The organism is Streptomyces sp. NBC_01260, from assembly GCF_036226405.1.
Taxonomy (GTDB): Bacteria; Actinomycetota; Actinomycetes; order Streptomycetales; family Streptomycetaceae; genus Streptomyces; species Streptomyces laculatispora.
Genome location: NZ_CP108464.1, coordinates 7210976 through 7234632 on the forward strand (window position 1 = coordinate 7210976; position 23657 = coordinate 7234632).

19 protein-coding genes are annotated in these 23657 nt (G+C 71.4%); 17 read left to right on the plus strand and 2 right to left on the minus strand.

The genetic code is table 11. The annotated features are described in order from the left end of the window. Positions 1 to 2 precede the first annotated feature (2 nt). The 12 genes from OG322_RS32240 to OG322_RS32295 all read left to right on the plus strand — a co-directional run bounded on the left by OG322_RS32240 (position 3) and on the right by OG322_RS32295 (position 15143). Complete coding sequence (locus OG322_RS32240; RefSeq protein ID WP_123468358.1) at positions 3 to 1289, plus strand: dihydroorotase; 1287 nt, start codon at positions 3 to 5, stop codon at positions 1287 to 1289. Then, complete coding sequence (locus OG322_RS32245; RefSeq protein WP_123468356.1) at positions 1286 to 1873, plus strand: PH-like domain-containing protein; 588 nt, start codon at positions 1286 to 1288, stop codon at positions 1871 to 1873. The genes OG322_RS32240 and OG322_RS32245 overlap by 4 nt, the downstream gene beginning before the upstream one ends. Continuing rightward, positions 1870 to 3027 (plus strand): glutamine-hydrolyzing carbamoyl-phosphate synthase small subunit, encoded by a 1158-nt coding sequence (gene carA, locus OG322_RS32250; protein ID WP_123468354.1) that lies wholly within the window; start codon positions 1870 to 1872, stop codon positions 3025 to 3027. The genes OG322_RS32245 and carA overlap by 4 nt, the downstream gene beginning before the upstream one ends. Then, positions 3020 to 6328 (plus strand): carbamoyl-phosphate synthase large subunit, encoded by a 3309-nt coding sequence (gene carB / locus OG322_RS32255; protein WP_123468352.1) that lies wholly within the window; start codon positions 3020 to 3022, stop codon positions 6326 to 6328. The genes carA and carB overlap by 8 nt, the downstream gene beginning before the upstream one ends. Positions 6329 to 6452: 124 nt before the next feature. Next, on the plus strand, positions 6453 to 7562 hold the full coding sequence (locus tag OG322_RS32260) for a quinone-dependent dihydroorotate dehydrogenase (RefSeq protein WP_124286548.1): 1110 nt from the start codon (positions 6453 to 6455) through the stop codon (positions 7560 to 7562). Continuing rightward, positions 7559 to 8398: an orotidine-5'-phosphate decarboxylase gene (gene pyrF / locus OG322_RS32265; protein ID WP_124286549.1), complete on the plus strand. Its 840-nt coding sequence runs from the start codon at positions 7559 to 7561 to the stop codon at positions 8396 to 8398. The genes OG322_RS32260 and pyrF overlap by 4 nt, the downstream gene beginning before the upstream one ends. Before the next feature lie 245 nt (positions 8399 to 8643). Further along, a complete protein-coding gene (locus OG322_RS32270) occupies positions 8644 to 8967 on the plus strand; it encodes an integration host factor (RefSeq protein WP_018524251.1) in 324 nt (107 codons plus the stop codon). Between the two features lie 38 nt (positions 8968 to 9005). Beyond that, the gene (gene gmk / locus OG322_RS32275) at positions 9006 to 9623 is read left to right on the plus strand and encodes a guanylate kinase (RefSeq protein WP_123468346.1); all 618 of its coding nucleotides are present in this window, start codon (positions 9006 to 9008) and stop codon (positions 9621 to 9623) included. Positions 9624 to 9713: 90 nt separating this feature from the next. Continuing rightward, entirely contained in the window at positions 9714 to 9986 is a 273-nt protein-coding gene (gene rpoZ, locus OG322_RS32280) for a DNA-directed RNA polymerase subunit omega (RefSeq protein WP_003970369.1), read from the plus strand. A gap of 144 nt (positions 9987 to 10130) precedes the next feature. Beyond that, on the plus strand, positions 10131 to 11333 hold the full coding sequence (coaBC, locus tag OG322_RS32285) for a bifunctional phosphopantothenoylcysteine decarboxylase/phosphopantothenate--cysteine ligase CoaBC (protein WP_123468344.1): 1203 nt from the start codon (positions 10131 to 10133) through the stop codon (positions 11331 to 11333). Positions 11334 to 11576: 243 nt separating this feature from the next. Then, entirely contained in the window at positions 11577 to 12785 is a 1209-nt protein-coding gene (metK, locus tag OG322_RS32290) for a methionine adenosyltransferase (RefSeq protein ID WP_123468342.1), read from the plus strand. 213 nt (positions 12786 to 12998) lie between these two features. Then, a complete protein-coding gene (locus OG322_RS32295; RefSeq protein WP_124286550.1) occupies positions 12999 to 15143 on the plus strand; it encodes a primosomal protein N' in 2145 nt (714 codons plus the stop codon). A gap of 182 nt (positions 15144 to 15325) precedes the next feature. On the opposite strand, the gene OG322_RS32300 is transcribed toward OG322_RS32295, so the two are convergent. Further along, on the minus strand, positions 15326 to 15871 hold the full coding sequence (locus OG322_RS32300; RefSeq protein ID WP_123468338.1) for a hypothetical protein: 546 nt from the start codon (positions 15869 to 15871) through the stop codon (positions 15326 to 15328). Positions 15872 to 16182: 311 nt separating this feature from the next. Here OG322_RS32300 and fmt point away from each other — a divergent pair, with 311 nt between their 5' ends. From fmt to OG322_RS32320, 4 genes are all read left to right on the plus strand, one after another. Continuing rightward, on the plus strand, positions 16183 to 17115 hold the full coding sequence (fmt, locus tag OG322_RS32305) for a methionyl-tRNA formyltransferase (RefSeq protein ID WP_123468336.1): 933 nt from the start codon (positions 16183 to 16185) through the stop codon (positions 17113 to 17115). Positions 17116 to 17280: 165 nt separating this feature from the next. Beyond that, complete coding sequence (locus tag OG322_RS32310; RefSeq protein ID WP_123468334.1) at positions 17281 to 18714, plus strand: RsmB/NOP family class I SAM-dependent RNA methyltransferase; 1434 nt, start codon at positions 17281 to 17283, stop codon at positions 18712 to 18714. Between the two features lie 133 nt (positions 18715 to 18847). Continuing rightward, on the plus strand, positions 18848 to 19531 hold the full coding sequence (gene rpe / locus OG322_RS32315) for a ribulose-phosphate 3-epimerase (protein WP_266412544.1): 684 nt from the start codon (positions 18848 to 18850) through the stop codon (positions 19529 to 19531). A 164-nt stretch (positions 19532 to 19695) separates the two neighbouring features. After that, a complete protein-coding gene (locus OG322_RS32320) occupies positions 19696 to 20712 on the plus strand; it encodes a sugar-binding transcriptional regulator (RefSeq protein ID WP_123468330.1) in 1017 nt (338 codons plus the stop codon). 71 nt (positions 20713 to 20783) lie between these two features. Here the strand turns inward: OG322_RS32320 and OG322_RS32325 are convergent, their stop codons facing one another. After that, the gene (locus OG322_RS32325; RefSeq protein ID WP_329307324.1) at positions 20784 to 21800 is read right to left on the minus strand and encodes a terpene synthase family protein; all 1017 of its coding nucleotides are present in this window, start codon (positions 21798 to 21800) and stop codon (positions 20784 to 20786) included. A 307-nt stretch (positions 21801 to 22107) separates the two neighbouring features. Between OG322_RS32325 and OG322_RS32330 the strand changes: the two genes are divergently transcribed. After that, complete coding sequence (locus OG322_RS32330) at positions 22108 to 23574, plus strand: GuaB1 family IMP dehydrogenase-related protein (RefSeq protein ID WP_123468326.1); 1467 nt, start codon at positions 22108 to 22110, stop codon at positions 23572 to 23574. The last annotated feature ends 83 nt before the right edge of the window (positions 23575 to 23657 follow it).

The window sequence follows — 23657 nt, forward strand, 5'->3', positions numbered from 1 at the left end:
CCATGAGCAAGATCCTTATCCGCGGCGCGAAGGTCCTCGGCGGCGAGCCGCAGGACGTCCTGATCGACGGCGAGACCATCGCGGCGGTCGGCACCGGCCTCGACGCCGCCGGCGCCACCGTCGTCGAGGCGGCGGGCCAGGTCCTGCTGCCCGGTCTGGTCGACCTCCACACCCACCTGCGCGAGCCCGGCCGGGAGGACTCCGAGACCGTCCTGACCGGCACCAGGGCCGCTGCGGTCGGCGGCTTCACCGCCGTGCACGCCATGGCCAACACCTTCCCGGTCGCCGACACCGCAGGTGTCGTCGAGCAGGTCTGGCGGCTCGGCAGGGAGTCCGGCTACTGCGACGTGCAGCCCATCGGCGCCGTCACCGTCGGCCTGGAGGGCAAGCAGCTCGCCGAACTCGGCGCCATGCACGATTCGGCCGCCGGAGTGAAGGTCTTCTCCGACGACGGCAAGTGCGTGGACGACGCGGTGATCATGCGCCGCGCCCTGGAGTACGTGAAGGCGTTCGACGGAGTCGTCGCCCAGCACGCCCAGGAGCCCCGCCTCACCGAGGGGGCCCAGATGAACGAGGGCATCGTCTCGGCGGAGCTCGGCCTCGGCGGCTGGCCCGCGGTCGCCGAGGAGTCGATCATCGCCCGCGACGTGCTGCTCGCCGCACACGTCGGCTCCCGGGTGCACATCTGCCACCTGTCGACCGCCGGTTCCGTCGAGATCGTCCGCTGGGCCAAGTCCAAGGGCTGGAACGTCACCGCCGAGGTCACCCCGCACCACCTGCTCCTCACCGACGAGCTCGTACGGTCCTACAACCCGGTCTACAAGGTGAACCCGCCGCTGCGCACCGAGGCCGACGTCCTGGCCCTGCGCGAGGCCCTCGCCGACGGCACCATCGACTGCGTCGCCACCGACCACGCCCCGCACCCGCACGAGGACAAGGACTGCGAGTGGGCCGCGGCCGCCATGGGGATGGTGGGCCTGGAGACCGCGCTCTCCGTGGTCCAGCAGACGATGGTCGAGACCGGACTCCTCGACTGGGCCGGCGTCGCCGACCGGATGTCGCTGCGCCCGGCCGCCATCGGCCGGCTGGACGGCCACGGGCGGCCCGTCGCCGAGGGCGAGCCCGCCAACCTCACCCTGGTCGATCCGGCATACCGTGGAGCGGTGGACCCCGCGGGCTTCGCCTCCCGCAGCCGCAACACCCCGTACGAGGGGCGCGAGCTGCCGGGCCGAGTGACCCACACCTTCCTGCGGGGCCGTGCCACGGTCGTCGACGGGAAGCTCGCGTGACAACACTCAGCCCGAACTATCAGCTGTACCGACTGGCCGCCGAGCAGAAGTCGGCGGAGGTCACCGACTGGTCCGCCCGGATCAGCTGGGTGATCGGACTGGCCGTCTTCGTCGCCTTCGTCTACTGGCTGATGCGCCAGGGATGGAAGTGGCGCGGCAGCCTCCAGTCCGGACTGTCCGACCTCGCGGTCCGCCCGGACGGGTTCGCGGACGGCGGGAAGCTGCTCACCCTGACCGGGCGCTACCACGCCTCGACGACGGCCGGGCAGTGGCTCGACCGGATCGTCGCCCACGGCCTCGGCACCCGCAGCCGTGTCGAGCTCACCCTCACCGAGCAGGGCCTCGACGTCGTACGGCCCGGCGCGGCGGACTTCTTCGTCCCCGCCGCCGACCTGCGAGCGGCCCGGACGGACAAGGCACTCGCGGGCAAGGTCCTCCCCGAGGGCGGTCTGCTGATCATCACCTGGGCGCTCGGCGACCAGCTGATCGACTCCGGATTCCGCTCCGACCACTCGGCCGAACACCCTGCCTGGGTCGAGGCCGTCAACCACCTCACCAGCTCTACGGAAGGCACCGCACGATGACGATCTCCAATCCGGGGCACGCCTCGAAGAGGGAGAGGGTGTCTCCCGCCGTACTCGTACTGGAGGACGGCCGCGCCTTCCGCGGCCGCGCGTACGGGGCTGTGGGGGAGACCCTCGGAGAGGCGGTGTTCTCCACCGGCATGACCGGCTACCAGGAGACGCTGACCGACCCGTCGTACCACCGCCAGGTCGTCGTGATGACCGCCCCGCACGTCGGCAACACCGGTGTGAACGACGAGGACCCCGAGTCGAAGCGGATCTGGGTCGCCGGCTACGTCGTGCGCGACCCCGCCCGGGTGCCCTCCAACTGGCGCTCGCAGCGCTCGCTCGACGAGGAGCTCACGACCCAGGGCGTAGTGGGGATCAGCGGCATCGACACCCGCGCCCTCACCCGCCACCTGCGCGAGCGCGGTGCGATGCGCGTCGGCATCTTCTCCGGCAACGCACTCGCCGACGAGGGCACGCTGCTCGCCCGGGTGCGCCAGGCCCCCGAGATGAGCGGCGCCGACCTCTCCGCCGAGGTCGCCACCAAGGAGGCCTACGTCGTCCCCGCGATCGGCACCAAGAAGTTCACCGTCGCCGCGGTGGACCTCGGCATCAAGGGCATGACCCCGCAGCGGATGGCCGAGCGCGGCATCGAGGTGCACGTCCTGCCCGCCACCGCCACACTGGAGCAGGTGTACGCGGTGAAGCCCGACGGCGTGTTCTTCTCCAACGGCCCCGGCGACCCCTCCACCGCCGACCACCCGGTCTCCGTCATGCAGGGCGTCCTGGAGCGCAAGACCCCGCTCTTCGGCATCTGCTTCGGCAACCAGATCCTGGGCCGCGCGCTCGGCTTCGGCACGTACAAGCTGAAGTACGGCCACCGCGGCATCAACCAGCCCGTGCAGGACCGTTCGACCGGCAAGGTCGAGGTCACCGCGCACAACCACGGATTCGCCGTCGACGCCCCGCTCGACAAGGTCTCCGACACCGCCTACGGGCGGGCCGAGGTCTCGCACGTCTGCCTGAACGACCAGGTCGTCGAGGGCCTCCAGCTCCTCGACCGGCCGGCCTTCAGTGTCCAGTACCACCCCGAAGCGGCCGCCGGCCCGCACGACGCCGCGTACCTCTTCGACCGCTTCGTATCCCTGATGGAGGGCCAGCGTGCCTAAGCGCTCCGATATCCAGTCCGTCCTGGTCATCGGCTCCGGTCCGATCGTCATCGGCCAGGCCGCCGAGTTCGACTACTCCGGCACCCAGGCCTGCCGCGTACTCAAGGCCGAGGGCCTGCGCGTCATCCTGGTGAACTCCAACCCGGCGACGATCATGACCGACCCGGAGATCGCCGACGCCACCTACGTCGAGCCGATCACCCCCGAGTTCGTCGAGAAGATCATCGCCAAGGAGCGCCCCGACGCGCTGCTTCCCACCCTGGGCGGCCAGACCGCGCTGAACACCGCGATCTCCATGCACGAGAACGGTGTCCTGGACAAGTACGGCGTCGAGCTCATCGGCGCCAATGTCGAGGCCATCAACAAGGGCGAGGACCGCGAACTCTTCAAGGGTGTCGTCGAGGCCGTCAAGGCGAAGATCGGCTACGGCGAGTCCGCCCGCTCCGTCATCTGCCATTCCATGGACGACATCATCAAGGGCGTCGACACGCTCGGGGGCTACCCGGTCGTCGTCCGGCCCTCCTTCACGATGGGCGGCGCCGGTTCCGGCTTCGCCCACGACGAGGAGGAGCTGCGCCGCATCGCCGGACAGGGCCTCACGCTCTCCCCGACCACCGAGGTGCTCCTGGAGGAGTCCATCCTCGGCTGGAAGGAGTACGAGCTGGAGCTGATGCGCGACCGGAACGACAACGTCGTGGTCGTCTGCTCCATCGAGAACTTCGACCCGATGGGCGTCCACACGGGCGACTCGATCACCGTCGCCCCGGCGATGACGCTCACCGACCGCGAGTACCAGCGGCTGCGCGACATCGGCATCGCGATCATCCGCGAGGTCGGCGTCGACACCGGCGGCTGCAACATCCAGTTCGCCATCGACCCGGTCGACGGCCGGGTCATCGTGATCGAGATGAACCCGCGCGTCTCCCGCTCGTCGGCGCTGGCGTCCAAGGCCACCGGCTTCCCGATCGCCAAGATCGCCGCCAAGCTGGCCGTCGGCTACACGCTCGACGAGATCCCCAACGACATCACCGAGAAGACCCCGGCCTCCTTCGAGCCGACCCTCGACTACGTCGTGGTCAAGGCCCCGCGTTTCGCCTTCGAGAAGTTCCCCTCCGCCGACTCCACCCTCACCACCACCATGAAGTCGGTGGGCGAGGCCATGGCGATCGGCCGGAACTTCACCGAGGCGCTGCAGAAGGCGCTGCGCTCCCTGGAGCGCAAGGGCTCGCAGTTCGCCTTCACCGGCGAGCCCGGTGACAAGGCGGAGCTGCTGGCCGAGGCGGTCCGCCCGACCGACGGCCGGATCAACACCGTCATGCAGGCGATCCGGGCCGGCGCCACCCAGGAGGAGGTCTTCGACGCCACGAAGATCGACCCCTGGTTCGTCGACCAGCTCTTCCTGATCAAGGAGATCGCCGACGAGCTGTCCGCCGCCGACAAGCTCGTCCCCGAGCTGCTGGCCGACGCCAAGCGGCACGGCTTCTCGGACGTTCAGATCGCCGAGATCCGCGGCCTGCGCGAGGATGTCGTCCGCGAGGTGCGGCACGCGCTCGGTATCCGCCCGGTCTACAAGACGGTCGACACCTGCGCCGCCGAGTTCGCCGCGAAGACGCCGTACTTCTACTCCTCCTACGACGAGGAGAGCGAGGTCGCGCCCCGCACCAAGCCCGCGGTGATCATCCTCGGCTCCGGCCCCAACCGCATCGGCCAGGGCATCGAGTTCGACTACTCCTGCGTCCACGCCTCCTTCGCGCTGAGCGACGCGGGCTACGAGACCGTGATGGTCAACTGCAACCCGGAGACCGTCTCCACGGACTACGACACCTCCGACCGCCTGTACTTCGAGCCGCTGACGCTCGAGGACGTGCTGGAGATCGTGCACGCGGAGTCCCTCGCGGGCCCGATCGCGGGTGTCATCGTGCAGCTCGGCGGCCAGACCCCGCTCGGCCTGGCCCAGGCGCTCAAGGACAACGGCGTGCCCGTCGTCGGCACCCCGCCGGAGGCGATCCACGCCGCCGAGGACCGCGGCGCCTTCGGCCGGGTCCTGGCCGAGGCCGGTCTGCCCGCCCCCAAGCACGGCACCGCCACCACCTTCGCCGGGGCCAAGGCCATCGCCGACGAGATCGGCTACCCCGTCCTCGTACGCCCGTCGTACGTGCTCGGCGGCCGCGGCATGGAGATCGTGTACGACGAGACCCGGCTCGCCTCGTACATCTCCGAGTCCACCGAGATCAGCCCCACCCGGCCGGTCCTGGTCGACCGCTTCCTCGACGACGCCATCGAGATCGACGTCGACGCGCTCTACGACGGCACCGAGCTCTACCTCGGCGGCGTCATGGAGCACATCGAGGAGGCCGGTATCCACTCCGGGGACTCCGCCTGCGCACTGCCCCCGATCACCCTCGGCGGCTACGACATCAAGCGCCTGCGCGCCTCGACCGAGGGCATCGCCAAGGGCGTCGGCGTACGCGGACTGATCAACATCCAGTTCGCGCTCTCCGGGGACATCCTCTACGTCCTGGAGGCCAACCCGCGCGCCTCGCGCACCGTGCCCTTCACCTCGAAGGCCACCGCGGTCCCGCTCGCCAAGGCCGCCGCCCGGATCTCGCTGGGCGCGACCGTCGCGGAGCTGCGCGAGGAGGGCCTGCTGCCCAAGCACGGCGACGGCGGCACGCTGCCGCTGGACGCGCCGATCTCCGTCAAGGAGGCCGTCATGCCGTGGTCGCGCTTCCGCGACATCCACGGCCGCGGCGTCGACACGGTCCTCGGCCCGGAGATGCGCTCCACCGGCGAGGTCATGGGCATCGACTCGGTCTTCGGCACGGCGTACGCCAAGTCGCAGGCCGGCGCGTACGGCCCGCTGCCCACCACCGGCCGCGCCTTCATCTCGGTCGCCAACCGGGACAAGCGCTCGATGATCTTCCCGGCCCGCGAGCTGGTCGCCCACGGCTTCGAGCTGATGGCCACCTCCGGCACCGCCGAGGTGCTCAAGCGCAACGGCATCAACGCCACGGTCGTGCGCAAGCAGTCCGAGGGCGAGGGCCCGAACGGTGAGAAGACCATCGTCCAGCTGATCCACGACGGCGAGGTCGACCTCATCGTCAACACGCCGTACGGAACCGGCGGCCGGCTCGACGGCTACGAGATCCGTACCGCGGCCGTCGCCCGGTCCGTACCGTGCCTGACCACGGTCCAGGCGCTCGCCGCGGCGGTCCAGGGCATCGACGCCCTCAACCACGGCGACGTGGGCGTCCGTTCCCTCCAGGAACACGCGGAACGTCTGACCGCGGCCCGCGACTGACGGCCTCTCGTCCGGATCGGGCCAGACCTCAGCCCGGCCTGATCCGGACGAAAGGCCCACAGCCCAGCAGGGGGGCACCGGAAACGGTGTCCCCCTCTTCGTGAGAACACCGAGGACACCCCCGATGTACAAACTCTTCTTCCAGCTGGTCTTCAAGCGCATGGACCCGGAGCAGGCCCACCACGCCGCGTTCCGGTGGATCCGCCTCGCCGCCCGCGTCCCCGTCCTGCGCACCTTCGTCGCCGCCGCGCTCGCCCCCCGCCACCGGGAACTGCGCACCGAGGCGCTCGGCCTGCGGATGCACGGGCCCTTCGGCCTCGCCGCCGGCTTCGACAAGAACGCCGTCGCGATCGACGGCATGTCGATGCTCGGCTTCGACCACATCGAGATCGGTACGGTCACCGGCGAGGCGCAGCCCGGAAACCCCAGGAAGCGGCTCTTCCGCCTCGTCGCGGACCGCGCGCTGATCAACCGCATGGGCTTCAACAACGAGGGCTCGGCCGCCGTCGCCGAGCGCCTGGCCGCCCGCGTGCCGGTCTTCCGGACCACGGTCGGCGTCAACATCGGCAAGACCAAGGCCGTCCCCGAGGCCGAGGCCGCAGCCGACTACGTGAAGTCCACCGAGCGGCTCGCCGCCCACGCCGACTACCTCGTCGTCAACGTCTCCTCGCCGAATACGCCGGGCCTGCGCAACCTCCAGGCCACCGAGTCGCTGCGCCCGCTGCTGTCCGCGGTGCGCGAGGCCGCCGACCGGACCGTCACCGGCCGCCGGGTCCCGCTGCTCGTCAAGATCGCCCCCGACCTCGCGGACGAGGACGTCGACGCGGTCGCCGACCTCGCGGTCGAGCTGGGCCTGGACGGCATCATCGCCACCAACACCACCATCGCCCGCGACAGCCTGGGCCTGAAGTCCTCGCCGTCACTGACCGGGGAGATCGGCGGGCTGTCCGGCGCACCCCTCAAGGAACGCTCCCTGGAGGTCGTGAGCCGCCTCTACGCGCGCGTGGGCGACCGGATCACCCTGGTGGGCGTCGGAGGCATCGAGAACGCCGAGGACGCCTGGCAGCGCATCCTCGCCGGCGCCACGCTCGTACAGGGCTACAGCGCCTTCATCTACGAGGGCCCGTTCTACGCGCGGGCGATCCACAAGGGCCTGGCCGCGCGCCTGGCCGCCTCCCCGTACGCCACCCTCGCCGACGCCGTCGGCGCGGAGACCAGGAAGGCCGCCCGATGACCCAGGAACCCTTCGGCGCACGTCTGCGCCGGGCCATGGACACCCGTGGCCCGCTCTGCGTCGGCATCGACCCGCACGCCTCCCTGCTGGCCTCCTGGGGGCTGAACGACGACGTGGCGGGCCTGGAGCGCTTCACCCGTACGGTCGTGGAGGCGCTGGCCGACCGGGTCGCCGTGCTCAAACCGCAGTCGGCGTTCTTCGAGCGCTTCGGCTCGCGTGGCATCGCCGTCCTGGAGAAGGCCGTCGAGGAGGCCCGCGCGGCCGGCGCACTGGTCCTGATGGACGCCAAGCGCGGCGACATCGGCTCCACCATGGGTGCCTACGCCGCCACCTACCTGGACAAGGACTCGCCGCTGTTCTCCGACGCGGTCACCGTCTCGCCGTACCTCGGCTTCGGCTCGCTGCGGCCGGCCCTCGACGCGGCCGAGATCTCCGGCTCGGGCGTCTTCGTGCTGGCCCTCACCTCCAACCCGGAGGGCGCCGAGGTGCAGCGTGCCACCGCGGCCGACGGCCGCCTGCTGGCGCAGCTGATGCTCGACCACATGGCGGCCGAGAACGAGGGGGCCACCCCGCTCGGCTCGGTCGGCGCGGTGGTCGGGGCCACGCTGGGCGACGCGGGCGTGGACCTCGCGATCAACGGACCGCTGCTCGCGCCCGGCATCGGCGCCCAGGGCGCGACCCCCGCGGATCTGCCGGGGGTCTTCGGTGACGCGGTGCGCGATGTGCTGCCCAGCGTGAGCCGGGGCGTGCTGCGCCACGGTCCGGACGCGGCAGGGCTGCGCGAAGCCGCCGAGCGGTTCGCGGACGAGGTCCGCGCGGCCGTCTCGGATGGCTGACCATCCCACGTAACAGCGTGTTGACGTAATCCTGACCAAAAAACTCGGTTGTTATGCCAGGAATGTCCTGGTCGGCAAAGGCTGACCAGGACTTTTCGTCTGTTCTCGCTGACTCCGGCGGCCCTGGCCGCTAGTCTCCGTCGAGAGCCAACGCGCACAGGTTGTTCGTTGCTCACCAGGTGAGGGACGATCCAGTTGCCTCACCGGTCCGTATCCGACAGATCGACATCCGAGGTGACGTAGGCGTGGCTCTTCCGCCCCTTACCCCTGAACAGCGCGCAGCCGCGCTCGAAAAGGCCGCCGCGGCTCGCCGGGAGCGGGCCGAGGTCAAGAATCGACTCAAGCACTCCGGCGCCTCCCTCCACGAGGTCATCAAGTCGGGCCAGGAGAACGACGTCATCGGGAAGATGAAGGTCTCCGCCCTGCTCGAGTCCCTGCCCGGCGTGGGCAAGGTCCGCGCCAAGCAGATCATGGAGCGGCTCGGCATCTCCGAGAGCCGCCGGGTCCGGGGTCTTGGCTCCAACCAGATCGCATCCCTGGAGCGTGAGTTCGGCGGCAGCGCCGCCTGACGTTCTCAGGCACTCCTGAGAACCTGGATAATCGCTCCATGGCTGCAACATCCCGGGGGACGTCCCCCGTACCCCCGGACGTACGTCCGCGGCTGACCGTGCTCTCCGGCCCCTCGGGGGTCGGCAAGAGCACGGTCGTCGCGCATATGCGCAAGGTCCACCCCGAGGTGTGGCTCTCGGTGTCGGCGACGACCCGCAAGCCCCGCCCCGGCGAACGCAACGGTGTTCACTACTTCTTCGTTGACAACGAGGAGTTCGACAAGCTGATCGCCAACGGCGAGCTGCTGGAGTGGGCCGAGTTCGCCGGCAACCGCTACGGCACGCCGCGCCGCGCCGTGCAGGAGCGGCTGGAGGCGGGTGAGCCGGTGCTGCTGGAGATCGATCTCCAGGGCGCCCGGCTGGTCAGGCAGTCGATGGCCGACGCGCAGCTGGTCTTCCTGGCGCCGCCGAGCTGGGACGAGCTGGTCCGCCGGCTCACCGGCCGCGGCACCGAGGCGCCCGATGTGATCGAGCGTCGTCTCGGCGCGGCCAAGATCGAACTGGCTGCCGAATCCGAGTTCGATACGACGCTTGTCAATACCTCCGTCGAGGATGTGGCACGTGAGCTGCTAGCCTTGATGCTGGAGGCTTCCGGCCACCGTGCCGACAGCGACTGAACACACTGGACGCACCGACACGGGACCGCATCACACAGCCCCTGACTGTCAAAGATTTCTTTGATCTTCACCCCCTTCGGAAGGCAGAGAGTGTCCTCTTCCATCACCACGCCCGAGGGCATCATCAACCCGCCGATTGATGAGCTCCTCGAAGCAACCGACTCGAAGTACAGCCTCGTGATCTACGCCGCCAAGCGCGCGCGCCAGATCAACGCGTACTACTCGCAGCTCGGTGAGGGACTCCTCGAGTACGTCGGCCCGCTCGTCGACACCCACGTGCACGAGAAGCCGCTCTCGATCGCACTCCGCGAGATCAACGCGGGCCTGCTCACCTCCGAGGCCATCGAGGGCCCCGCGCAGTAAGCAGGAGACGCACCTTCACCACAGGCCCGGCGGTCACCACCGTCGGGCCTGTGGTGTGTCCGGGGCGGCAGACCGGCGTCCGCGACAGTGAGGCAGCATGGGTGCGTACGTATCCGAGTACGTATCCGAGTGCGGGGAGACGCAGTGGAGAAGCCGAAGGTCGTTCTGGGCGTCAGCGGGGGCATCGCCGCGTACAAGGCGTGCGAGCTGCTGCGGCGGCTGACCGAGTCCGGCCACGACGTACGGGTCGTGCCGACCGAGTCGTCGCTCCACTTCGTGGGCGCGGCCACCTGGTCGGCGCTCTCCGGCCACCCGGTGTCGACCGAGGTCTGGAACGACGTCCACGAGGTCCCGCACGTACGGATCGGGCAGCACGCCGACCTCGTCGTCATCGCTCCCGCCACCGCCGACCTGCTGGCCAGGGCCGCTCACGGGCTGGCCGACGACCTGCTCACCAACACGCTGCTCACCGCGCGCTGTCCGGTCGTCCTCGCGCCTGCCATGCATACCGAGATGTGGGAGCACCCGGCCACCCAGGAGAACGTCGCCACCCTGCGCCGCCGGGGCACCGTCGTCATCGAGCCCGCCGTCGGCCGGCTCACCGGTGTCGACACCGGCAAGGGCAGGCTGCCCGACCCGGCGGAGATCTTCGAGGTCTGCCGCCGGGTGCTGGCCCGCGGCGTCGTCGCCCCCGACCTGGTGGGGCGCCATGTGGTGATCAGCGCGGGCGGCACCCGGGAACCGCTCGACCCGGTCCGGTACCTCGGCAACCGCTCCTCCGGGAAGCAGGGGTACGCGCTCGCCCGCACCGCGATCGCCCGCGGCGCGCGGGTCACGCTCATCGAGGCCAACACCGGCCTGCCCGACCCGGCCGGGGCCGACGTCGTGCGGGCCGGGACCGCGATGCAGCTGCGCGAGGCCGTGCTGAAGGCGGCGACGGACGCGGACGTCGTGGTGATGGCGGCGGCGGTGGCCGACTTCCGCCCGGCCGAGTACGCCACGGGGAAGATCAAGAAGAAGGACGGCCAGGAGCCCGCGCCGATCGCTCTCGTCCGCAACCCGGACATCCTCGCCGAGGTCGCCGCGCGGCGCGCCCACCCGGAGCAGATCGTCGTCGGATTCGCCGCCGAGACCGACAACGTCCTGGCCAACGGACGCGAGAAGCTCCGCCGCAAGGGCTGCGACCTCCTGGTGGTCAACGAGGTGGGGGAGCGCAGGACCTTCGGCTCGGAGGAGAACGAGGCGGTGGTGCTCGCGGCCGACGGCGGTGAGACCCCGGTGCCGTTCGGGCCCAAGGAGGCGCTCGCCGACACGGTCTGGGATCTCGTGTCGCCGCGTCTTGGATGAATTTCTCGTGTCCTGGTACCGGTGGGTCCGATCCCTTGGGAAACGGGGCTTCGGCGGGGCCTTGTGAGGCCGCCGGAGGGTATCCGGCCGGCCGTGCCTCATGTCACAGAACTCCCAAAGGGCGAGACACGTTGTCCGGCAGCCGGAGCCGACCGATAAACTGATGCCGGACCTTACCGGGCGCAGCTCCCGGGCCGTCCGCCAAATGATCAGCCAGCAGCCGCTGCAACCCCAGGGAGCGATGTGTCCCGCCGTCTCTTCACCTCGGAGTCCGTTACCGAGGGTCACCCCGACAAGATCGCTGACCAGATCAGCGACACCATTCTCGATGCACTCCTATCCGAGGACCCGACGTCGCGTGTCGCCGTCGAGACCTTGATCACCACAGGTCAGGTGCATGTTGCGGGTGAGGTCACGACCAAGGCCTATGCCCCGATCGCGCAGCTGGTGCGCGACAAGATCCTGGAGATCGGCTACGACTCCTCCAAGAAGGGCTTCGACGGCGCCTCCTGTGGCGTCTCGGTGTCCATCGGCGCGCAGTCGCCCGACATCGCGCAGGGCGTGGACACCGCGTACGAGAAGCGGGTCGAGGGCGACGAGGACGAACTCGACAAGCAGGGCGCCGGCGACCAGGGCCTGATGTTCGGGTACGCCTGTGACGAGACGCCCGAGCTGATGCCGCTGCCGATCCACCTCGCGCACCGGCTGTCCCGCCGCCTCTCCGAGGTCCGCAAGAACGGGACCATCCCGTACCTGCGTCCCGACGGCAAGACCCAGGTCACCATCGAGTACGACGGTGACAAGGCCGTCCGTCTCGACACGGTCGTCGTCTCCTCGCAGCACGCCAGCGACATCGACCTCGACTCGCTCCTCGCGCCCGACATCCGCGAGTTCGTCGTGGAGCACGTGCTCGCGCAGCTGATCGAGGACGGCATCAAGCTGGACACCGAGGGCTACCGCCTGCTGGTCAACCCGACCGGACGTTTCGAGATCGGCGGCCCGATGGGCGACGCCGGTCTGACCGGCCGCAAGATCATCATCGACACCTACGGCGGCATGGCCCGCCACGGCGGCGGCGCCTTCTCCGGCAAGGACCCGTCGAAGGTGGACCGCTCGGCCGCGTACGCGATGCGCTGGGTCGCCAAGAACGTCGTCGCCGCGGGCCTCGCGGCCCGTTGCGAGGTGCAGGTCGCCTACGCGATCGGCAAGGCCGAGCCGGTGGGCCTCTTCGTCGAGACGTTCGGCACCGCCGCGATCGAGACCGAGAAGATCGAGCACGCCATCGGCGAGGTCTTCGACCTCCGCCCGGCCGCGATCATCCGCGACCTCGACCTGCTCCGCCCGATCTACGCCCAGACCGCCGCGTACGGCCACTTCGGCCGCGAGCTGCCCGACTTCACGTGGGAGCGCACGGACCGGGTGGACGCACTGCGCAGCGCCGCGGGCCTGTAAGCCCCCGGGCCGCCCCTTCTCGTCGGAGCCCGGACGCCGTCATCGGCGTCCGGGCTCCGGCGTCCCGTCCGCCCGGTCCCGGGCGGCGGCTGCGAATCACGGGTGCGCTGCCGGACGCGGGAGCCCTGCGGTGGCGTTCTCCCGCGCCTGATCCCGGGAGGCCCACATGTCCGCCGGGCGCCGCTGTCAGTGGCATCTGGTAGGAATTTGGCTGTGAGCAGCGACAACGAGCGGTCCGACGAGCCCGACACCGGGGCACCGGAGCAGCTTGCGCTGATCCGGGAGTCGGTGCGTCAGGCCAAGGTGCCGCGCGCCAAACCACGCACCTGGCGCGGGGCCGCTCTCGCCGGTGAGCTGCCCGTCGCCCGTGTCCTGGTGAACAAGGGCGCGCTCCACCTCGACCAGTACTTCGACTACGCCGTCCCCGAGGAGCTTGACGCCGACGCGCAGCCCGGGGTGCGGGTGCGGGTGCGCTTCGGTGCCGGCGGGCGCAATGTCCGGGGCGGGCGGCGCGAGGGCGGCGGGCTGATCGACGGATTCCTGGTCGAGCGGCTGGCCGAGTCCGACTACAGCGGCGCACTGGCCGCGCTCGCCTCCGTCGTGTCTCCCGAACCCGTCCTCGGGCCGGAGCTGCTCGGACTCGCCCGGTCCGTCGCCGACCGTTACGCGGGCAGCCTCGCGGACGTCCTGCAGCTCGCGGTGCCGCCGAGGAACGCCCGGGCCGAGTCCAAGGCGTCTCCCGAACCGCTGCCGCCGCCCCTGGCACCCTCTCCCGGTACCTGGGCGCGGTACGGGCAGGGCGCCGCGTTCCTGGAGGCGCTCGCCTCGGGCGGCGCGCCCAGGGCCGTGTGGACCGCGCTGCCGGGCCCGCACTGGCCGCAGGAGATCGCCAGGGCCGTCGCCGCGACCCTCGCGTCGGGCCGCGGCGCACTGGTCGTGGTCCCCGACGGAAGGACCGCGGGGCGGGTCGACGCCGCGCTCTGCGGGATCCTCGGCGAGGGCCGTCATGCCCTGCTGACCGCCGGCTCGGGGCCCGAGAAGCGGTACCGGGAGTGGCTCGCCGTGCGGCGCGGGTCCGTCCGGGCGGTCGTCGGGACGAGGGCCGCGATGTTCGCCCCGGTCGCCGACCTCGGCCTGGTCGCGATCTGGGACGACGGGGACTCCAGCCACAGCGATGACAACGCCCCCTTCCCGCACGTCCGCGAGGTCCTTGAGCTACGGGCCGCTCACAGCAGGTGCGCCTTCCTGCTCGGCGGTACGAACTGCACCGTGGAGGCCGCCCAGCTGGTGGAGAGCGGCTGGGCGCTGCCGCTGCGCGCCGACCGGGAGCAGACGCGGACCGCGGCGCCCCTGGTGCGTACCGTCGGGGACGGCGAGCTCGCGCGGGACGGCGCCGCACGGGCCGCGAGGCTGCCGAGCCTCGCCTGGCAGACCGTGCGGGACGGACTGCGCAGCGGCCCGGTGCTCGTGCAGGTGCCGCGTCGCGGGTACGCCCCGCGGCTGGCCTGCGAGCGATGCCGGGAGCCCGCGCGGTGCCGGCACTGCGCGGGGCCGCTGGAGGCGCCCGACCAGCAGGACCTGAACTGCGCGTGGTGCGGCCGGGCCGAGACGTCCTGGCACTGCGTCGCCTGTGGGGCCCGGCGGCTGCGGGCCCAGATCGTCGGTGCCCGCCGGACCGCGGAGGAGCTCGGCCGGGCGTTTCCCGCCGTGCCGGTGCGTACCTCGGGGCGCGACCATGTGCTGGACTCGGTTCCGGACCAGCCCGCGCTCGTGGTCAGCACCCCGGGGGCCGAACCGGTCGCCGAGGGCGGGTACGCGGCGGCGCTGCTGCTGGACGGCTGGGCGATGGTCGGCCGCCCCGACCTGCGGGCCGGGGAGGAGGCGCTGCGCCGCTGGACGGCCGCCGCCGCGCTGGTACGGGGGCAGCCCGAGGGCGGCACGGTGGTGATCGTCGCCGAGCCGACGCTGCGGCCCGTTCAGGCCCTGGTGCGCTGGGACCCGGTCGGACATGCGCGCCGTGAGCTCGCGGAACGGGCCGAGCTGGGCTTTCCGCCGGTGTCCCGGATGGCTTCGGTGACGGGTGAGCCGCAGGCGCTCGCCGCGTTCCTGGCCGCTGCGGAGCTCCCGCCGGACGCGGAGGTGCTCGGTCCGGTACCGGTCCCCGGCAGCGAGCCCGGCCGGCCCCGCAGGCCCTTCGACGCACCGCCGGGGGAGACCTGGGAGCGGGCGCTGGTCCGGGTGCGCCCGGGCAGCGGGGCGGCGCTGGCGGCCGCGCTGAAGGCGGCACAGGCGGCGCGGATGTCGCGGGGCGGTGGGGGTCCGGTGCGGATTCGGGTGGATCCGCCGGACATCGGGTGACGGGGGAGCGGGGGTGCGGGCGCCCGCTGGACGCTTCGTCCTCAATCGCCGGACGGGCTTGAGCCGGCGACAGTGGTGCCTTTGAGTTCCGTCGTGCTTGATGCCGGACGGGGCTGATGCCGGACAGGTCTGACCGGGCCCGTCCTGCCGTGCCGGGGCACGGCCGGACAGGCCCGGGTGGGTCAGCCGTTGCGCGGACCCGGGAAGGCGCCCGGGCGCAGGTCCTCGCGCAGGGACGGGCGGTCCGCCGACGGCTGCGGGGGCATCGAGCGCGCGGCCGGAACGACGGGCAGAGCCGGAGCGGCGGGGGATCCGGGAACCACCGGCACCGGACCGTGCACCACGGGCTCGGCGGCCTCGGCCGCCAACGGCTGCGGGGCGGCGCGCCGTGTGCCGTAGCGGCGGTGGACCGCCTGTTTGGTGACTCCGAGCGCGGAGCCCACCGCGTCCCAGGAGAAGCCCAGCGAACGGTCGAAGTCCACTGCCGCCGTCACCAGGGTCTCGACACTGTCCCGCAGTTCCTGCGCCAGCCTGACGGTGGGGGCCGGGGCCCTGCCGTAGACGACGAAGCCCGCGGACGGGCCGGAGCGGCGCGGACGGTAGACGTTGCCCAGTTGGGCGGTGAGCGTGCGCAGCGCGTCCACCTGCCGCCGGACCCGCTCGATGTCTCGCACCAGAAGATGCAGGCTGGCCCGCGCTTGGGCGTCGTGGGTTGCGTGGTCGGCCATGAAGAAGCCTCTCGAACCGGCGTTGAAAGGGATCGGGCCGCACCGTGGCGGCTCGCTTCGGTCAATCTCTCTTGACCAACGCCTCACCCGGGGATGTGGTCACGCTCCGGGGGCGTATACGCACCTGCAAGGGGCGCGCAACGCTGCGTACGCCCCCCGGGGAGGACGCCCCGGCGCCTTGCGCCCTGCACGCACCGGACGCCGCTCCCTGATCCCGCCAAGACCTCCAGCGCCCTCCCGGCCGCCGGGCCCATAGACTTGTGCGTTGCTCGTCACCGTACGTTTCTGGCCTGAGAGGCAGTCAGCCACCCATGAAGCTCGTCTTCGCAGGCACCCCCGAGGTAGCCGTACCCGCACTGGACGCCCTGATCGCCTCCGGCCGGCACGAGGTCGCCGCCGTCGTGACCCGGCCCGACGCGCCCGCGGGGCGCGGCCGCCGTCTGGTGGCCAGTCCCGTCGCCGAACGGGCCGAGGAGGCCGGGATCGAGGTGCTCAAGCCGGCCAGGCCACGGGACGAGGACTTCCTGGCGCGGCTGCGGGAGATCGCGCCGGACTGCTGCCCGGTCGTCGCCTACGGGGCACTGCTGCCCAAGACCGCGCTGGACGTGCCCGCCCACGGCTGGGTCAACCTCCACTTCTCGCTGCTCCCCGCCTGGCGCGGCGCCGCACCCGTGCAGCACGCCGTCATGGCGGGCGACGAGGTGACGGGTGCCTCCACCTTCCTGATCGAGGAGGGGCTGGACTCCGGGCCCGTGTACGGCGTCCTCACCGAGGAGGTCCGGCCCACCGACACCAGCGGCGATCTGCTGACCCGGCTGGCGTTCGCCGGAGCCGGGCTGCTCGCGGCGACCATGGACGGCATCGAGGACGGCACGCTGCACGCCGTTCCGCAGCCCGCCGAGGGGATCACCCTGGCGCCGAAGATCACCGTCGAGGACGCGCAGGTCCAGTGGTCCGCGCCCGCGCTGCGCGTCGACCGGGTGGTCCGCGGCTGCACCCCCGCCCCCGGCGCCTGGACCCTCTTCCGCGGGGAACGGCTCAAGCTGATCCAGGCAGTGCCCGTCCTGGCCCGGACGGATCTGGCACCCGGTGAGCTGTCCGCGGCCAAGAACAACGTCCACGTGGGCACCGGATCGCACGCGATCGAGCTGCTCTGGGTCCAGCCGCAGGGCAAGAAGCCGATGCGCGCCGCCGACTGGGCGCGCGGGGTGCGCATCGTTCCGGGCGAGCTCGTCGGGATCTGAGGCCTGTCCCGTGATCCGCCATGGACCACGGGACAGCCCCTGGGGTCCCCCGCCCGGTTCATGCCGGGCCCGCGGGGGCCCGGGGCCTCTCGCGGAGCGCCGGGGCCGGGCGGGGACGTAGGCTGGGGCGGTTCGCCCTCTCACCATCAGCGGAGCACCTTTCACGTGAACGACCAGCCGCGTCGCCGTCCCGCCACCCCGCACCGCCGCCCGCAGAAGGACCCGGTCCGGTTCCTTGCCTTCGAGGCCCTCAGGGCCGTCGACGAACGCGACGCGTACGCCAACCTCGTCCTCCCCCCGCTGTTGAAGAAGGCCCGCGCCAACGGCGACTTCGACAACCGGGACGCGGCGCTGGCGACCGAGCTGGTCTACGGAACGCTGCGCCGGCAGGGCACGTACGACGCGATCGTGGCGGCCTGCATCGACCGGCCGCTGCGCGAGGTCGACCCGCCGGTCCTGGACGTGCTGAACATGGGCGTGCACCAGCTGCTCGGCACCCGCATCCCGACCCACGCCGCGGTCTCCGCCAGTGTGGAGCTTGCCCGGGTGGTGCTCGGCGAGGGGCGCGCCAAGTTCGTCAACGCAGTCCTGCGCAAGGTCTCCGCGGACGACCTCGACGGGTGGGTGGCGCGGGTCGCCCCCTCGTACGAGGACGACGCGGAGGACCACCTCGCCATCGTGCACTCGCATCCGCGGTGGGTCGTCTCCGCCCTCTGGGACGCTCTCGGCGGCGGCCGCGCCGGCATCGAGGACCTGCTGGAGGCCGACAACGAACGGCCCGAGGTCACACTCGTCGCCCGCCCCGGCCGCTCCACCACCGATGAGCTGCTGGAGGCGCTGGGCGAGGAGAACGGGCTCCCCGGCCGCTGGTCGCCCTACGCCGTGCGGATGGCCGAGGGCGGCGAGCCCGGCGCACTGACCGCCGTGCAGGAGAGCCGGGCCGGTGTCCAGGACGAGGGCAGCCAGCTCGTCGCCGCGGCCCTCGCCAACGCGCCGCTGGAGGGCCGTGACACCCGCTGGCTCGACGGCTGCGCCGGGCCCGGGGGAAAGGCCGCCCTGCTGGCCGCCCTCGCGGCCGGACGCGGCGCCGCCCTGCTGGCGGCCGAGAAGCAGCCGCACCGGGCCCGCCTCGTCGAGCGCTCGCTGGCCGGCAACCCCGGCCCGTACCAGGTGATCACCGCCGACGGCACCCGCCCGCCGTGGCGGCCCGACACCTTCGACCGGATCCTGATGGACGTCCCGTGCTCGGGCCTCGGCGCGCTGCGCCGCCGGCCGGAGGCCCGCTGGCGACGCCGCAAGGAGGACCTGGAGAGCTTCGCGCCGCTCCAGCGCGGTCTGCTGCGCGAGGCGCTGAAGGCCGTACGGATCGGCGGCGTCGTCGGCTACGCGACCTGCTCCCCGCACCTCGCGGAGACCCGGGTGGTCGTCGAGGACGTGCTCAAGGGCCGCGGCGGGGCGCCGGTCGAGGCCGAGTGGGTGGACGCCCGTCCGCTGATGCCCGGGGTGCCCGCCCTGGGCGACGGGCCGGACGTTCAGCTGTGGCCGCATCTGCACGGCACGGACGCGATGTACCTCGCCGTGCTGCGGCGTACCGGCTGATCAGACCGGCTGAAGGGGCGGCCGCCCCCGGACCGGGGGTGAAAAGCCGGGAATGTGCGAACCGTAATGATCCCGTGAGGCTTTGGAGCGCACCGAAGCGGGGAAGTGCCGCAGAACGTGGCAGGCTTGGCCCATGGCCCAGATCAACCCCAGCATTCTCTCCGCCGACTTCGCACGCCTCGCCGAGGAGGCGCAGGCCGTCGAGGGCGCCGACTGGCTCCATGTCGACGTCATGGACAACCACTTCGTGCCCAATCTGACGCTCGGCGTGCCGATCGTGGAATCACTCAGCAGGGCCACGTCCACGCCGCTGGACTGCCATCTGATGATCGAGGACGCGGACCGCTGGGCCCCGCAGTACGTCGAGGCGGGGGCGGGATCCGTCACCTTCCACGTGGAGGCCGCGGCCGCCCCCGTGCGGCTGGCGCGGGAGATCCGGGCCAAGGGGGCCCGCGCGTCCATGGCGCTCAGGCCGGCGACGCCCATCGAGCCGTACGAGGACCTGCTTCCCGAGCTCGACATGCTGCTGATCATGACGGTGGAGCCGGGCTTCGGGGGCCAGTCCTTCCTGGACATCATGCTGCCGAAGATCCGCCGCACCCGTGAGCTGATCTCCAGGCACGGCCTCGAACTGTGGCTCCAGGTCGACGGCGGGGTCTCCGAGTCCACCATCGAACGGTGCGCCGAGGCCGGCGCCGACGTCTTCGTCGCCGGTTCCGCCGTGTACGGCGCCAAGGACCCGGCCGCGGCGGTGCAGGCCCTGCGCGCCAAGGCCGACGGAGCCATCGCCTCGGCGCCGTGGGCGTGCGGCCACTGACGCGGGCGACGGAGCATCCAGCCGCTCCGGCCCCCGATTGCCGGTCGGCCCGGCCAAGGGCAGATGAACGCGGTCCGACGGGACCGATCAAGGATCGCCGTATCTGACAGGATGAACGGCGTATCAAGAGCGTGAACAGCAGTGAGGAGAACGCGGTGTCTGCAATGTCGGCGGGCCGGTCCGCCCTGCGGATGGGGCCCGCGGAGCTGGTGCAGGCGGCGGCCATGGCCCGCCGCTTCTACCTCGAGGGCAAATCCAAGATCCAGATCGCCGAGGAGTTCGGCGTCAGCCGCTTCAAGGTCGCCAGGGTCCTGGAGACGGCGCTGGAACGCGACCTCGTACGGATCGAGATCCGGGTCCCCGCCGAGCTGGACGCCGAGCGCTCCGACGCGCTCCGCGCCCGCTACGGGCTGCGCCACGCCGTCGTGGTCGAATCCCCGGCCGAGGAGCAGGACGACGCCGCCGACCCGGAGAACCTGGGCGAGGTCGCGGCCGATCTGCTCGGCGAACTGGTGAACGAGGGCGATGTGCTCGGGCTGGCCTGGGGCCGGTCCACCATCCACATGGCGGCGGCCCTGGACCGGCTCCCGCCGTGCACGGTCGTGCAGCTCACCGGGGTGTACGACGCGGGGACCGCCGAGCGCGGCTCGGTCGAGGCGGTCCGGCGGGCCGCACAGGTGTCCGGCGGCGAGGCCCACCCGATCTACGCGCCGATGCTGCTGCCCGACCCGGCCACGGCCGCCGCGCTGCGCCACCAGACCGGGATCGCCCGCGCCTTCGACTACTTCGACAAGGTGACGGTCGCGGCGGTGTCCATCGGCTCCTGGGAGCCCGGCATCTCCACGGTCCACGACATGCTGTCCGACGAGGAGCGGGCGCACTACGCCTCGCTCGGCGTCGCCGCCGAGATGTCGGCGCACCTCTTCGACTCGGAGGGCCGGCGGGTCGGCCGGGACCTCGGCGAGCGCTGCATCACGGTCGAGGCGGACCGGCTGCGCCGGATTCCCGAGGTGGTGGCGATCGCGGGCGGCCAGCGCAAGGCCGCGGCGATCGGAGCGGTGCTGCGGTCCGGGCTGGTCACCAGCCTGGTGACGGACACCGCGGCGGCCGACTACCTGCTGACCGACTCGGCCGCACCGCGCAGGCCCGCGCTGGAGCGGTCCGACCCGGACGGGGAGTGAGCGAAGGACGCAGGGGGTGCGGGCGGTGTCACCGCCCGCACCCCCTGCGTCCTTGATGTTTCAGGCCCGGGTCAGCTCTGCCGGACGCCCAGGACTGTCGCCTCCAGATACTGCTCCGGCTCCTTGTACTGGCTGACGTCGGCCGGGTTGTACCGCGGGGTCTGCCGGGACCAGTCGAGATTGCCGCGCATCCAGCTCCGCATCCCGTCCAGATACGGCTTCAGCATCCAGTTGAGCTGCGGATACGCGGTGAGCAGCTCGGCCTCCGCGGCGAGGAAGCGCTCGGTCTCGGCGGCGATCTCCGCGCAGACGTGGTCGAGCGACTGCTGCTTGCCGTACCCGCGGTGGTGCCGGACCAGATGGACGAGATTGTGGATCTCGCCGAGGACCTGCTCCTTCTCGTACGAGTACACGTCATTGGCCCAGCACACGACGTTGCACGAGGCCTCCAGCGCGATGATGAACCGGGGATCGTTGTGGATCGACTCGGGAGCCTCGATGCCGGCCACGATCTCTATCAGGTCCATGCAGACATGTATCGCACCGGTGTGCCGGCGCTTCTCGATGTACGTCGCCTCGGGCGGGACCACGCCGTCGGCCCGGTTCCCGGCCTCCCAGGTGGTGGCGGTCGTGAGGTACTTCATCAGGTGATAGGTGAAGCGGCGCCGCCACTGCGGTGCGGCGGCCGGCACCGTGCGTTCCCACAGATCGACGAGGGCGACGACAGCGGCCGGCAGCTCCTCGTCCGCCGGTGTGCCGCTGCCGTCGACCACGCACCGCATCAGCTCGACCACGCTCCGCACCCGGTCCGGCCTGCGGCCGAGATGGCCGTCGTCCAGCTGGTCGTCGACGAGAAACAGCCAGACGAACCAGTCGGCGACAAGGTCCAGATTCTTACTGTCGGCGGTCGGGTACACCATGCCTACGAAGGCCCCGAAGTCCGCCTGCTCGAAGCGTTCCCTGGCTGAATCCCGGTGTACCAGGCCGGTGTTGCGGGTCCAGCTGTCGAGATGTGCCCTTACGTGCCCGACGTGCGGGTTCGTGCGCTGGGGGAACGGGCAGTAGATGTCCGGCAGTTCGCTCTCCACGGGCGGGTCGTGATCCTCTCCGGTCGTGCGTATGACGGAAGTTGTGACCAATCCGCCTGTTCCTCCGGGGCGTGTTACTGACCCGCGGGACCTGCGCATTTGAAGCTACCTGACCCCTTGTCACCAGGTCCAGGGATGCTGATCCCGAATGATCGGGATGCCGTGCAGGTAGGGTCTGTGGGTAAGGCAGGTTCCACTTGCCCGGGACTCCCGATCCGGTTCCTCGGAGGAACACACGAACGCGGGAGTCATTTGTTGTGTCTTCGTGGAAACGACCTGCGCCATTTCGTATGAAAAAATGAGTGTTATGCGTTTTCTTGAGCCCGGCACCGGTCGATACACAGAGTCCCCCGCCGTCCCGTACGACCTCACGTACGACGATGTCTTCATGGTCCCGGGCCGGTCGGCGGTCGGATCCCGCCAAGGGGTGGACCTGTCCTCGCCCGACGGCACCGGCACCACCATCCCGCTCGTTGTCGCGAATATGACGGCGATCGCGGGCCGTCGGATGGCCGAAACGATGGCCCGTCGCGGCGGTCTCGTCGTCATCCCGCAGGACATTCCGATCGAGGTCGTCACCGAGGTCATCGCCTGGGTCAAGACACGCCACCTCGTGCTCGACACGCCCATCGTGCTGGCTCCCGGCCAGACGGTCGCCGACGCGCTGTCCCTGCTCCCCAAGCGCGCCCACGGCGCCGGCGTCGTTGTCGACAGCGAGCGGCGGCCCGTCGGCGTGGTCACCGACCACGACCTGACCGGCGTCGACCGCTTCACCCAGCTCTCCGAGGTCATGTCCAAGGACCTGGTGCTGCTCGACGCGGACATCGACCCGCGCGACGCGTTCAACAAGCTCGACGGCGCCAACCGCAAGCTCGCCCCCGCGGTCGACGAGCAGGGCCGTCTCGTCGGCATACTCACCCGGAAGGCGGCACTGCGCGCGACGCTCTACACCCCCGCCACCGACGCGGGCGGCAAGCTGCGGATCGCCGCCGCCGTCGGGATCAACGGTGACGTGGCCGGCAAGGCCAAGCAGCTCCTCGACGCCGGCGCCGACACGCTGGTCGTCGACACCGCGCACGGTCACCAGGAGTCCATGATCAGCGCGGTCCGCGCGGTCCGGGCGCTGGACCCGCAGGTGCCGATCGTCGCCGGCAACATCGTCGCCGCCGAGGGGGTGCGCGACCTCATCGAGGCCGGCGCCGACATCATCAAGGTCGGTGTCGGACCGGGCGCCATGTGCACCACCCGGATGATGACCGGGGTCGGCCGGCCGCAGTTCTCCGCGGTCCTGGAATGCGCCGCCGAGGCGAAGAAGTACGGCAAGCACGTCTGGGCGGACGGCGGCGTCCGCCACCCGCGCGATGTCGCCATGGCGCTCGCCGCGGGCGCGTCCAACGTGATGATCGGTTCCTGGTTCGCCGGGACGTACGAGTCGCCCGGCGACCTCCAGCAGTCCGCCGACGGGCGCTTCTACAAGGAGTCCTTCGGCATGGCGTCCGCGCGCGCCGTGAAGAACCGCACCTCCGACGAGTCCGCGTACGACCGGGCCCGCAAGGCGCTCTTCGAGGAGGGCATCTCCACCTCGCGGATGTTCCTGGACCCGTCCCGTCCCGGCGTCGAGGACCTGGTCGACTCGATCATCGCGGGCGTCCGCTCCTCCTGTACCTACGCCGGCGCGGGTTCCCTCGAGGAGTTCGCCGAGAAGGCGGTCGTCGGTGTGCAGAGCGCCGCCGGTTACGCGGAGGGCAAGCCGCTGCACGCCAGCTGGAATTGATCCCGCGCACCGCACCATCCGTGCCCCTTCAGGCCGTTCGCGCCGGAAGGGGCACGGGCGTTCCGAGGGAGCTCAGGGGCCCT